General features: G+C 52.8%; 9 protein-coding genes. 2 read left to right on the forward strand and 7 right to left on the reverse strand.

The features are described from left to right. The first annotated feature begins 127 nt into the window (after window positions 1-127). A complete protein-coding gene (locus ACS5NO_RS23545) occupies window positions 128-1,090 on the forward strand; it encodes a threonine ammonia-lyase (protein ID WP_439417403.1) in 963 nt (320 codons plus the stop codon). A gap of 21 nt (window positions 1,091-1,111) precedes the next feature. On the opposite strand, the gene ACS5NO_RS23550 is transcribed toward ACS5NO_RS23545, so the two are convergent. The 6 genes from ACS5NO_RS23550 to ACS5NO_RS23575 form a co-directional block, all read right to left on the reverse strand. Then, window positions 1,112-1,501 (reverse strand): response regulator, encoded by a 390-nt coding sequence (locus ACS5NO_RS23550; protein ID WP_439417404.1) that lies wholly within the window; start codon window positions 1,499-1,501, stop codon window positions 1,112-1,114. 704 nt (window positions 1,502-2,205) lie between these two features. Then, window positions 2,206-5,364 carry an efflux RND transporter permease subunit gene (locus tag ACS5NO_RS23555; RefSeq protein ID WP_439417405.1) on the reverse strand — a complete coding sequence of 1,053 codons (3,159 nt, stop codon included), beginning with the start codon at window positions 5,362-5,364 and terminating at the stop codon, window positions 2,206-2,208. A gap of 127 nt (window positions 5,365-5,491) precedes the next feature. After that, entirely contained in the window at window positions 5,492-6,541 is a 1,050-nt protein-coding gene (locus ACS5NO_RS23560) for an efflux RND transporter periplasmic adaptor subunit (RefSeq protein ID WP_439417720.1), read from the reverse strand. 40 nt (window positions 6,542-6,581) lie between these two features. Next, window positions 6,582-7,835, reverse strand: coding sequence for a TolC family protein (locus ACS5NO_RS23565; RefSeq protein ID WP_439417406.1), 1,254 nt, complete (start codon window positions 7,833-7,835; stop codon window positions 6,582-6,584). A gap of 108 nt (window positions 7,836-7,943) precedes the next feature. Further along, a complete protein-coding gene (locus ACS5NO_RS23570; protein ID WP_439417407.1) occupies window positions 7,944-9,311 on the reverse strand; it encodes a sensor histidine kinase in 1,368 nt (455 codons plus the stop codon). 4 nt (window positions 9,312-9,315) lie between these two features. Beyond that, the gene (locus ACS5NO_RS23575; RefSeq protein ID WP_114407017.1) at window positions 9,316-10,002 is read right to left on the reverse strand and encodes a response regulator transcription factor; all 687 of its coding nucleotides are present in this window, start codon (window positions 10,000-10,002) and stop codon (window positions 9,316-9,318) included. A gap of 264 nt (window positions 10,003-10,266) precedes the next feature. On the opposite strand from ACS5NO_RS23575, the gene ACS5NO_RS23580 reads away from it, so the two are divergent. Then, window positions 10,267-11,304, forward strand: a complete 1,038-nt coding sequence (locus tag ACS5NO_RS23580; protein ID WP_439417408.1) for a sugar phosphate isomerase/epimerase family protein — start codon at window positions 10,267-10,269, stop codon at window positions 11,302-11,304. Between the two features lie 147 nt (window positions 11,305-11,451). On the opposite strand, the gene ACS5NO_RS23585 is transcribed toward ACS5NO_RS23580, so the two are convergent. After that, complete coding sequence (locus tag ACS5NO_RS23585; RefSeq protein ID WP_439417409.1) at window positions 11,452-12,408, reverse strand: sugar phosphate isomerase/epimerase family protein; 957 nt, start codon at window positions 12,406-12,408, stop codon at window positions 11,452-11,454. Window positions 12,409-12,414: the final 6 nt, after the last annotated feature.

The raw sequence follows: 12,414 nt of genomic DNA on the forward strand, positions 1-12,414 counted from the left end.
ACAAGAGAACAAAGACAAGAGAGGAAAGAAAACGCGATTGGGCAACGAAATCACAATATCTTTACCCGCTGGTCTTTATTCTCTTGTCTATTCTCTCTTGTCTAATTATAATCCGTAACGTCCCCCCATGATTACCCTCGAAACCATCCAAGCGGCTCACGACCGCATCCGGTCACACATTCATCGCACGCCGACTCTCACCAACCGGACCATCAATGAAATCAGTGGCGCTTCCATTTATTTCAAACCGGAAAATTTTCAGAAAATCGGCGCGTTCAAGGCGCGCGGGGGGGTGAATGCCATTTTGCAACTGTCGGAACAGGAACGATATTACGGTCGCACACTCGGCCCCGTCACCACGCATTCGTCAGGCAACCACGCACAAGCCGTGGCCTTTGCCGCGCGGCAGGTTGGCACAAAGGCTTACATTGTGATGCCCCGAACGGCTCCGCAAGTCAAGAAAGAGGCCGTGCGGGACTACGGTGCGGAAATTATCGAATGTGAGCCGACCCTGGAAGCCCGTGAAGCCGGTGTACTGGAAGTGATGGAACGCACCGGGGCAGTTTTGATCCATCCGTTCGACGACGACCGGGTGATTGCCGGACAGGCTACCGCTACCAAAGAATTGATTGAAGATGCCGATTATGAATCGTTTTTCGATGTCATCATGGCGCCGGTCGGAGGTGGTGGACTATTGAGCGGAACGGCCCTGGCTACGCACTACCTCAGTCCGCAAACGAAGGTGATTGCCGGAGAACCGGAAGGAGCCGCCGATGCCGTGTTGTCATTCCAAAGTGGTCGGGTTGAAAAAGCGCCTTATATCAAAACCATTGCCGACGGCTTGATGACCAGCCTCAGCGAACGCACACTGGGCTATATTCGGCAACACGTTTCGGATATTCTGACGGTTTCGGATGCGGAGATTATTGCGGCCATGCGGCTGGTTTGGGAACGGATGAAGATCATCATTGAACCCTCCTGCGCGGTTCCGCTGGCGGCATTGCTGAAACACAAAGACCAGTTTGCCGGGCAAAAAGTAGGCATCATTCTAACCGGTGGAAACGTTGATCTGGGCAAATTGCCATTTTAGTGCCTGACTATCCGGCGATAATCAGACCGGACACAACTGATTCGTTAGCCGAACCAGTTCGCGGTAACTGCTGGGCTTAACGAGCACGGTTCCATTTGCGGCCTCATGGATCCGCAGGTTGTCATTGGTTTCGAAGGAAGACCCCAGGATTACGGTGGGAATGGTCCGTAACTGACTGCTCAGTTTCAAGCGTTGCAGGGTTGCAAAACCGTCCAGTACGGGCATATTCAGATCCAGAATGATCAGATCCGGCCGGTCGGCATAGTCTCTCAGGTGATCCAGCAATTCCTGCCCGTTGGAAAATGTGTAGAGGAGACAAGCGGGATGGTGTTTCTGGAAGGCCTGCCACAGCATAAACCGGTCGTCGTCGTCATCATCGACAATAAAAACAAGACGGTGTTTTAACAGCATAATGAACCTAGTATTTTAGAATTGAACGTTTCCCGAACTCATTCCCAACAAGATAGCCGATCCAATCACTGGATCGGCTACTCCCTTTCTACCTAAAACGCTAAAGAAAACACACAAAATTTGACAAGAGAGGTGAGACTAGAGAAGAAAGACATTTAGAGTATCGTAGATTTCGTTTCTTTCCTCTCTTGTCTCACCTCTTTCGTCTACGTAAGCACTCGCCTTTTTCGCAGAACCTGCTGGCGACACCACTGCAATAATTGTATACGCTCCGGCGGGGAGAGCCATCGCAAAAGTTTCCGTAATTCTTTTCGGAAAAGCCGCCGGTCGAAATCAACTTTGTTCAGTACACACTGACTATATTCAAACCAGGACATATCAAGTAAGGGTTAAGTATTTCTACAAAGATGAGATACGTATCTTAAAACCCGCTTAGAGCCCGATTAAAAAAAAATTAGAATTTTCTTACAAAAGAAATAGCCGGTCTTCAGAAAAGAACCGGCTATCGGAATCACCTGAAATTAGCAATGTTACTCGCCAAAAACCTTCTATTGCAAGGAGATCAAAGAGGTGAGATCAGAGAATAAAGACTGATTAAACAGCGCATAATTTCAGGTCTTTACTCTCTTGTCTCACCTCTTTGATCTCAACACAAAATTGACGCGGCCACATTAGAAAACGCTTAGAGGAGTCTTAGAAAAATGTTAATTCGGACCTTCCAAAAGCTCCGGTTTCCGTCGCCAGGTTTTGGGGGCGGTTTCAGCCCGGCGATAGAAAAACCGGTACAGAATCGGGAAAATCAGCAGCGTCAGCACCGTAGCCGTCATCAAACCGCCAATGACGACCACCGCGAGCGGTTTCTGGGTTTCGGAGCCAATCCCGGTTGACACAGCCGCCGGCAGCAACCCAATGGCCGCCATCAAGGCCGTCATGACCACCGGGCGAATCCGGCTGCGGATGCCCTGCCGGATGGCTTCGTCGAGCGGAAGCCGGTCGGCCCGGTTCTGGTTGAAAACCGACACAAGAATCACGCCATTCTGCACGCAGATGCCAAACAGCGCAATGAAGCCCACTCCCGCCGAAATGCCGAAGTTGATGCCCGTTGCGTGTAGGGCCAGAATGCCGCCCATCAACGCAAAGGGCACATTCAGCAACACCAGCCCGGCATCTTTGGGATTGCCAAACGTAATGAAGAGAATGATAAAAATGGCCGCCAGACTCAACGGAACTACCTCCCCAAGCCGCTGGGTGGCCCGCACCTGATTTTCAAATTCACCCGTCCAGTTGATGGAATAGCCCTTCGGCAGTTTCTTCAGTTTTTGATTGACTTTTTGTTGCGCTTCGGCAATGGTGCTTCCCAGATCGCGCTCCCGGACGGAGAATTTGACGCCAATAAACCGCTTGTTCAGATCGCGGTAAATAAACGCCGGGCCGGTGGTTTTGTGCAGGGTTGCAATTTCGCTGAGCGGTATTTTGCTGCCGTGCATCGTCGGCACCATCAGCCGCATGATGTCGTCTTCGGTTTTCCGATACTGCTCGGCGTAGCGCAACCGAATGTCGAACCGGCGTTCTCCCTCGTACAGAATTGAAGCGGTTTTTCCGCCAATCGCCATCTCGATCACTGCCTGCGCATCAGCCGTCGAAACCCCATAGAGAGCCATTTTGTGGTCGTGGAACAGAACGCTGATTTCGGGCTGGCCGATGTTCCGCAGAATACCGACATCCTTGATACCCGGCACGTCCTGAATGGCTTCGATCACCTCATCGGCCAGACCGTTGAGCGTCGTCAGATCTTCGCCAAAAATCTTGACGGCATTCGACGCATTCATCCCAGCCACAGCTTCGGCCACGTTGTCGATGATCGGCTGGGAATAGTTGTAGTTAATTCCCTGAAACTGTTTAAGTTTCGTATCCATCTCTTCGATCAGGTCATCTGTGGAAAGCTTGCGCCCGGTCCGGCGGTCCGGCCAGTCGTCTTTCGGTTTCAGATTCACCTGCATCTGCACGTAATAAAAACCGGACGGATCGGTGCCGTCGTTGGAGCGGCCGGTTTGCGACAATACCCCGTTGACTTCCGGGAATTCCATCAGTTTTTTTCGCAGAACGCGCACCATTTTGGTCGTTTCGCTCAGCGACGAACTCATCGGCAATTTGGCTTCCACCCACAACGCGCCCTCGTTGAGCTGCGGCAAAAATTCCGTTCCAAGCAAAGTCGCAGAGAAAAACGTCAGCCCCAGGCAAACCGTAGCCAGCAGAAAACTCAGTCGTTTGCGGGCATAACACCATTCAAAACCGGCGGTAACGGTATTCGTAAAAAACCGGACGATGAAATTATTCTTTTCCCGAACGTTTTTCCGCAGCAGCATGGAACACAAAACCGGCACCAGCGTCAGCGTAAACAACAAGGCCCCCAGCAGGGCAAAACCGAGCGTCCAGGCCAGCGGAGAGAACATTTTGCCCTCCACTTTCTGGAACGAAAAAATGGGCAACAGCGCCGTAATGATGATTAGTTTGGAAAAGAAAACCGCTTTGCCCAACTCGCCCCCGGTTTTTTTGATCAGCCCGAGTTTGCTCATCCGGTTGAAGGTCGTCATGCCTTTTTTGTGCGCCAGATGGTCGAGCGTTACAAAGATCCCTTCGACCATCACCACGGCCCCGTCGATGATGATTCCGAAATCGACCGCGCCCATCGACAGCAAATTGGCCGACATGCCCCGCAAACGGAGACACATAAACGCAAACAGCAGGGCCAGCGGGATGATGATGGACACGATGACGGTGGTGCGCCAGTCGGCCATGAACACGAAGACGATGACCGTCACCAGAATGATGCCTTCGACCAGATTGTGCATCACCGTGCGGGTACAGAACGCAATGAGGTTGTCGCGGTCGTAGAAGGTCACCATCTTGGTGTCCGACGGCAAAATCCGGGTGTTCAGCTCCTCGATTTTATCCTTCACCCGCGTCAGAATCTCGCTGGGATTTTCGCCTTTCCGCATCACCACGATGCCTTCCACCACGTCGTCGTTGTCGTTCAGTCCGACCTGCCCGACGCGGGGCAAGCTCGATTCGGCCACTTCGGCCACGTTTTTCACCAGAACCGGGTTGCCGTTCAGTTCTTCAATGATGATGTTTTCAATATCAGGAATCGACGTCAACAGGCCGACGCCCCGAACCACATAGGCTTGCCCGTTGCGTTCGATGACATCGCCCCCAACGTTGATGTTACTGCGCGTGATGGCCTGGTACACCTCCAGGGGCGTCAGGTCGTATTTGGTCAGTTGCGTGGGATTGACCCGGATTTCGTAGATTTTCTCCTGCCCGCCAAATGCCACGACATCGGCCACACCGGGTACACTGCGCAATTGACGATCGATCACCCAATTGTGCAACGTCAGCAGTTCACGGCTATCGCGGGTTTTGCTTTCCAGCGTAAACCGGAAAATTTCACCCGTCGGGCCATACGGCGGCTGCACATCCGGCTCGACGGTTTCGGGTAGCGTCACGGTGCGAAGCTGATTGTTGACCTGTTGCCGGGCAAAAAAGTCTTCGACCTCATCTTCAAAAATGATTTTGATGACCGACAATCCGAACATCGTGATGGACCGGACGTTGGTTTTTTTCTGCACCGAGTTCATCGCCACCTCGATCGGCACGGTAACAAACCGCTCCACCTCTTCGGCACTCCGCCCATTCCATTCTGTCACGACGATAATCTGGGTGTTGGTGACGTCGGGAAACGCTTCGAGCGGGGTATTCAGATAGCTCACCACACCGGCGATGATGAGTCCGGCAGTCATGAAAAAGACAAAAAACCGGTTTTTGAGCGAAAAGCCGACGATATTCCGAATGAACCTGTTCATATTCTCAATGAGTGATTGAGCGAATGAGTGATTGAGTGACTAAATGAATAGGGGAAATACGCTATCGGCAGGCAGAGTATTGAGATTTTATTCGCTCACCGAGCGGTCGGCCCCGTCACTCATTCACTCAATCGTTAAGCGCGTCGTAAACCAGTAGCTGATTCTTCGAGATGACCTTTTCTCCTGTTTTGAGACCGGAGCTGATGTAGGCAATGTCGCCCAGAAATTTGTGGACGTTAACCTCCCGGGTTTCGATGTCGGAGCGGCTACGGAACACCATGACGTAGTATTTCGAATTGTCGAAAATAACCGCGGTGGAAGGCACCGTTGCCATGTTTGCGCCGTCGTCGAACCGCAGGGCCACCGTCGCGTGCATCTCCGGTTTGAGTTTCATGGTTTCGTTTTTAAGCCGGATGCGGATCGTCATGGCCTTGGTTCCGGGGTCGAGCACGCTGAAAATCTTATCAACTTTTCCATGAAATTGCAGATCGGGATAACTCAGCGTTTGCACGTTGGCCGACATCCCGGCTTTCACCCGGCCAATGTCGCTTTCGTTGACGTTGGCCAGCACCCAGACGTCGCTGATCTGGCCCACCGTGAACAGGTTGTCGGCGTTGTCGGAGCGCAGTTGCATGTCCCGGTTGACGTTTTTCTCGATCACAAAACCGTCGATCGGTGCCCGAACCACGTAGGTTGGCGTTTTGCCCAAGCCGTAAATCCGGAAGATTTCCTTCACCCGGCTGAGTTCGGCCTGGGCGGTTTCTACATCTTTCTTCGCCGAAACTACTTCACGCTGCGAATTCAGTTTGCTCTCGAAAAGATCTTCCGCCACGCTCAGATTTTTCTGCGCCAGCAACAGATCGGATTGGGCCTGAATCATTTGCCGCTCAAAGTCAGCTACCTCGCCCGACCGGATCACGGCCAGTTGCTGCCCTTTTTTTACGAAGTCCCCCAGTTCAACATCCACTTCTTCCACCACGCCCCCCACGAGCGGAAACACCTTGATCACCTTGTTTTCGTCGGCGGCCACTTTGCCCACCAACGTCAGCTCACTCCGGACCGGCTGGTTCAGAACCGTATCCAGGTGGATGCGATTCATCATCGTATCCGACATCATAAAGGCCTTTGCTTCGCTCTCTTCCACCTTCTGATGGCAGGCCGTCGCCAACCACAGCATTCCCAGCAATAGACCGCTAACGAGTTTTTTCATCCTGTTTTTAGTTAAAAAGCTCCTCCCCCACGACATAATTCAGTTCTTCATACGCACTGATGCGGTCGGCTTTGAGCCGATTCAGTTCTTTAGTGCTTTCGTTGTAGGTCTCTATGAGGTCGATAAACTCCAGCAGGGAGATGTTGCGTTTCTGAAAATTGGCAAACAGACCCTGGTTCAACAGCTCGAATTGTTCCGAAAACCGCGACTCGACCGATTGCACCGTCCGCTCGACTTCCTGGACTTTTTGCAAAGCCGCCAGCACTTCGTTGTTCACCTGCACGGCTTTCTGGTTTTGAATCTGTTTCTGGTAATCGATCTGGCTGCGGGCGGCTTTGATGGCGCCCTGATTGCGGTTCAGAAACGGTAAATCCATCGCCACCGAAACGCCGAGGTAATGCGGAACGTAGCTTCCCGCCTGATCATACGTTCCGCCAACCCGCAAATCCGGCACCGCCAGTGCCTTTTGCAAGGTGTAATTCAGTTCTGACTGCCGGGTCAGCGACTGGTTGGCCAGCACATCCGGCCGGTTCCGCAGCGCCTGGTTTCGCAGCGAGTCGACCGGCTGGCTGGGGAAGCGGTATTGTCGTAGCTGGGCTTCGTTGACCAGCGGAAGAATGGGCTGATCGACTGAAAGTAACGTCCGTAAAAACTGCTGGTTTTCGGTCTGACGAAGCCGGATTTCCAGCCGGTCGTTGTTGAGTTGAAACAGCAGGGCCTTCAGCCGGAGCAGCTCGCGCAACGACACATTATTTTTGTCGAATTGCTGTTCAAAAGCCGCCACGGTTCCCTGTAAGGTGGTGATCTGACGGTCGTAACGGGCGAGGGTTTCCTGCTGAAAATAGAAATCGAAAAAGCGGCTTCGGAGTTCAAACCGGAGCGAGCGCAGCAAATCGGCAAACGCGTAGTTGTTTAGCCGGGCCGATTCCTGCACCAATAAAATGCGTTTGTTCCGTTTCCCGGCGGTGTATAGCAGTTGCTGCACCGAAATGATTTTCTGCCCCTGCCGACCCACGTCCAGCACCCGGCTCCGCTCCGTATTGTAGGCGCTTATTTCAAGAAAAGCCGTCGGGTTGTCGTATAGACTGGCCTGAATAATTTCTGCCTGCCCGGCCTCAATCCGAAACCGGCCTGCCAGCAGCAACAGGTTATTTTTCAGAAACAGACTATCGGCCTGTCGGCGGCTCAGTCGCAAGGTATCCTGTGCCAGGCCGGTTAGGGAAAACAGGCAGCACACACTAAAAGCAGCTAAAATTCGCATTCCATTCGGTTCTCACAATGGCGATGCAAGGTTTGCTGAGAGAAGTTAGAAGCCTCTTAGAAGCGAATTAGAAAAAAGTTAAAGAGCCGTTAAAAAAAAATTAGAAACTCAAAGATGAGTGATCTGGATGGTAAACTGACTGCCTTCATTCAGGCGGCTTTCTACGGCAATGGTACCCTGATGCAACTCCAGGATACGCTGACAAATGGAGAGACCAATCCCAAACCCCTCATAACCAGCGGCATTGGCCGACCGATAAAACGGTTCAAAGATCAACTCGGTTTCTTCAGGCGATAACCCGATTCCCTCGTCGCGTACCCGGACCCAGCACGAACGGGCATCGGTACCGAGCCGGACATGGGCGGTATGATCCGCGGAATATTTGCAGGCGTTGTCCATCAGGTTCAGCAAAACCCGTTTCAGCAATTCTTCATTCCCCGACACGGTCGTTTCGGTTTCCGATTCAGGCAGGTTATCGTAATCGAATTCAACACGGTAATGGGGCCTGGCACTCAGCAGTTCATCCCGGGCCAGCAGCACGACTTCCTCCATCTGCACCGGAGCCAGCGGCATCTGGCTGATGTTTTCGAGCGTTCGGGCCAGAAACAACAGGCTGTTGGTCAGGCCAATAAGGCGGTCGGCATCCGAGAGAAGATTGGTCAGAATGGTTTCATATTCATCGGCCGTTAGCCTCCGAAGCAGGCCCAGTTGGATTTCGGATTTAAGGGCCGCCAGGGGTGTCCGGAGTTCGTGAGATGCGTGGGAAACGAAGCTGCGCTGTTGTTCGAATGCCTGCTCAAGTCGCCCCAGCACGGCGTTGAAATTGACCGCCAACTGATCGATTTCGTCTTGGCGGTCACCCTCATCGAGCCGTTGCCGGAGGTTCCGGGCGGTAATGGTCGAAACCTGGGTGTTGATCTCGTCGATGGGTCGCAGCGATTGCCCGGCGAAGAAAATGCCCAGACCGATGGTCAGACTAATACCCCCCAACAAACCCCAGATCAAGGTGATGCGGAGATTTTTCTGTTTATTCTGCCCGACGCGGTCATTGGCCGACGCCAGCACCACCAGTTTTCGCCCGCCTTCTTCGTATAAAATCCCGGCCAACTGGTTGTCGTCACTCCAGGTTTCCACCTCTTTCAACTGCCTGACCTCATCGAGCAGCCCCCGTTGGTAATGAATAATGTGGTCGTCGACACTGGAATAGATCAGGCGGTTTTGTTCATCGAACACCAGCACTTTTTCGTCATACAGGGCCGTGAGCGTATTCCGGTCGATGATTTTGAGCAGATTGTGATCCACTTCGTTGACCTGAATCAAAAATCGGGCGGTGGTAAGCGCCTTACTTTTTAGCCGGTCATAGAAATCATCACGGCTGTAGGTGGCGGTGGTTACGTATATGATGACCGAAAAGGCCAGCAGAATGGTGGCAACGATGAGCGAAAACTGAAGCGCGATCCGGTTTCTGATCTTCATCTGCTTACTCCACTTTTAAAACGTAGCCCATACCGGCGCGGGTATGAATCAGTTTGGGTTCAAAATCCCGATCCATTTTTTTTCGTAAGTAATTGATATACACCTCTACGACATTCGTTCCGGGATCAAAATTGAGACTCCAGACTTTTTCCGCCAGGTCCATTTTGGATACGACCCGGCCCCGGTTGCGGACCAGGTATTCGAGCAGGGCAAACTCCCGGGCGGTCAAGTCGATGGGTGTGCTGCCGCGTTTAACCTGCTTGGTGGATAGATTGATTTCCAGATTCGCGATGCGCAGCACCTCATCAGCGACGCTTTTATCGATCAGATCCGCCCGCCGGAAACAGGTTGCAATCCGGGCGTTCAACTCCCTGAAATCGAAGGGTTTCACCAGGTAGTCATCGGCTCCGCGTTCCAGTCCTTCCACCTTGTCTTCAATTTCGCCCAGAGCCGTGAGCATGATGATCGGCAGATGCGGTTTTTCGGCCCGGACATTCCGGCAGATTTCATAGCCATTCAGACCCGGCAGGTTGATGTCCAGAATGATCAGATCGAACGGTTGCCGCAACGCCAGATCACGCCCGTTGTAGCCTTCGTAAGCCACCTCGGTCTGGTACCCCTCTTCCATCAAACCCCGGCTGATGTTCTGGGCAATCCGGCGGTCATCTTCAACGATCAGAATGGTTTTCATGCGGTTTTGAAATCAGGATACGTACCAAACTAACACCACAAACTGCCCGGACGGTTCTTGAAATCCAAATTCTAAGGGTATTCTAATGCCGTCGTCCTCCCATTCTGAAACGCTTGCCGGTCGGCTCACACGGTTTATTGGTCGACATTTCAGGTCCATTCGTCTAATAGGCTTGTACATTCACCTGAAAAAGTATTACTTTGACTATTTCATACTATACTCTCTTTCGTCAGTCTATTCATCCCAATCTACCGAATTAATACGATGAAAAACCAATCCACTCGCCGTCAGTTTCTGGGTGCCACAGCCGCTCTGGTCTCCAGTGCCCTGGTTGCCCCCCCCAAACTGTTTGGCGCACCGGCCTTTATCCGCAATTTGAACAAACCCAACTCGCTGATCAATGGCGTACAGGTTGGGGTCATTACGTATTCGTACCGGGATATGCCCGACCAAAGTGCCGAAGCCACCCTGCAATACGTTCTGGATAGCGGTATCAGTGCCATCGAGTTGATGGGTGGGCCGGCCGAGTCGTTTGCAGGTGCTCCCAAAAATACGGTCGATATGCGGTCGATTTTTCCGTTGATGCGGAAACGGCGCGAAAACCAGACCCTCACCGAAGACGAACAGAAAACGCTGGCGGATGCAGATGCCAAAATGAAAGCCTACCGGGCGGAAGTGGCCCAATGGCGGCTCTCGGCACCGATGAGTAAGTTTGAGCAGGTTCGCAAGATGTACAACGCAGCCGGTGTCACCATCTACGGATTCAAGCCCGACGCGTTTGGCATGCAGAACACCGACGCAGACATCGACTACGGAATGCGGGCGGCTAAAGCACTGGGTGCCAACCAAGTCACCCTCGAACACCCGGCCAACGATGCCCATACCCTGAGATTGGGAAAAATGGCGGAGAAACACGGTTTGCGGGTTGGTTACCACGGTCATGAACAGCAAACCCCCACGTTCTGGGATACCGCGCTCGCTCAATCGCCGGGCAATGCCATGAACTTCGATCTGGGTCATTACCTGGCCGCCGGTCAGCCCGACCCGCTGGGCTTAATCCGGGAGAAACACACGCGGATTTCCAGTATGCACATCAAAGACCGCCAATTACCAGCGAACGGCAAAGGAAATTTGCCCTGGGGCCAGGGTGATACGCCCTTGTTGCCGGTTTTGAAACTGATGCGCGAGCAGAAATATACATTCCCGGCTACGGTCGAACTGGAGTATAAAATTCCGGAAGGCTCCAATGCCGTCGCCGAAGTGAAAAAATGTATGGATTTTTGCCGGAATGCGCTGAGTTAAAGAGTTAAAAAAATCAATGTTAAATATTAAATGATGACGGGGCCGCCCACGCGGTGTTAAATGTAAAAGTGATTGCAACTCCGGCACTTTTATATTCAACACCGCGTGGGCGGCCCCGTCATCATTTATTATTCATCATTCCCTTTTTCACCCCAGCCCTGCCGATTTCAGCATTCCCCGCAGTGTCTGTAAATCCGTCTCCATGGCCTGGTAGATTTTCTCGCGGGGAATTGTAATGTTGCGTTTGCCCTGATCGGCACCGCCCAGCGGATACTCCAGGTGCAGCGAAATCGGAACGCGGACGTTTAGTTGTTTCAGCAGTGAAAAATAAGCCGGGAAATCGACCATGCCCTGCCCCAGCGGCACACTTTCCGCCTTCCATTTCCCCGCCTTTTTCTCCCAGATCACGTCCTTGATGGCGATAAACCGGATGTGTGGGGCAATCATTCGCAAGCCCGTCGACCAGGACGTCCCACCCTCCACCGTTGCGTGACGAATGTCGTACTGACTCCCCAAGTTGGGGCTATTGATTTCTTTGAGAACCGTGGCCAAGTCCCAGGTGGCCGAGCCGAAGTTGGTTCCGGCGTGATTTTGATACGCCCCTGCCAGATTCAGTTGCTGGTTCAGTTTCGCCAATTCACCGAGTTGCTTTTGGTAACTGGTGAGCACCGCCTGAATCGGCTGATCGGCGGGATAGGCCAGCCAGCCCGTGCGGTAATACCGGATGCCCTGCTTGCTGGCGGTTTCCAGCACTGTTCGGGCCGTTTCATCGGCTTTGGTGATGGCGGTGGTAATGGTCGATACGCCCAGGTTCCGCTTTTTCAGGATGTCGACCGCTTTCGGCAAATCGGTTTGAACCCGGGCCGGTTCGACGTGGCCATCGGGCCGAACCGTCAGATCGACGCCGTCGAATCCGAGGTCGGACGCAACCGTTGCCAGTTCGGTATAATTTAGAAAATGAAGGAGTTTCGAGAAAATATGAATACTAAAGGGAGCGGCATCGGCCGGTGCCTGCGAAACCGCCCTGGTTTCAGCCGCCGAACCAGCCAGACTGGTCGCCAGCAACCCTTTTAACATAGCACGACGTTGAAGCAGAAGCGGCATAGCGTT

The organism is Larkinella fluvii (genome assembly GCF_051857545.1).
GTDB lineage: Bacteria > Bacteroidota > Bacteroidia > Cytophagales > Spirosomataceae > Larkinella.

What these genes read in the sequence shown, in the direction of transcription:
- ACS5NO_RS23545 (WP_439417403.1), top strand. Translation starts at nt 128, where the DNA reads ATGATTACCCTCGAAACCATCCAAGCGGCTCACGACCGCATCCGGTCA.
- ACS5NO_RS23550 (WP_439417404.1), bottom strand. Translation starts at nt 1,501, where the DNA reads ATGCTGTTAAAACACCGTCTTGTTTTTATTGTCGATGATGACGACGAC.
- ACS5NO_RS23555 (WP_439417405.1), bottom strand. Translation starts at nt 5,364, where the DNA reads ATGAACAGGTTCATTCGGAATATCGTCGGCTTTTCGCTCAAAAACCGG.
- ACS5NO_RS23560 (WP_439417720.1), bottom strand. Translation starts at nt 6,541, where the DNA reads ATGCTGTGGTTGGCGACGGCCTGCCATCAGAAGGTGGAAGAGAGCGAA.
- ACS5NO_RS23565 (WP_439417406.1), bottom strand. Translation starts at nt 7,835, where the DNA reads ATGCGAATTTTAGCTGCTTTTAGTGTGTGCTGCCTGTTTTCCCTAACC.
- ACS5NO_RS23570 (WP_439417407.1), bottom strand. Translation starts at nt 9,311, where the DNA reads ATGAAGATCAGAAACCGGATCGCGCTTCAGTTTTCGCTCATCGTTGCC.
- ACS5NO_RS23575 (WP_114407017.1), bottom strand. Translation starts at nt 10,002, where the DNA reads ATGAAAACCATTCTGATCGTTGAAGATGACCGCCGGATTGCCCAGAAC.
- ACS5NO_RS23580 (WP_439417408.1), top strand. Translation starts at nt 10,267, where the DNA reads ATGAAAAACCAATCCACTCGCCGTCAGTTTCTGGGTGCCACAGCCGCT.
- ACS5NO_RS23585 (WP_439417409.1), bottom strand. Translation starts at nt 12,408, where the DNA reads ATGCCGCTTCTGCTTCAACGTCGTGCTATGTTAAAAGGGTTGCTGGCG.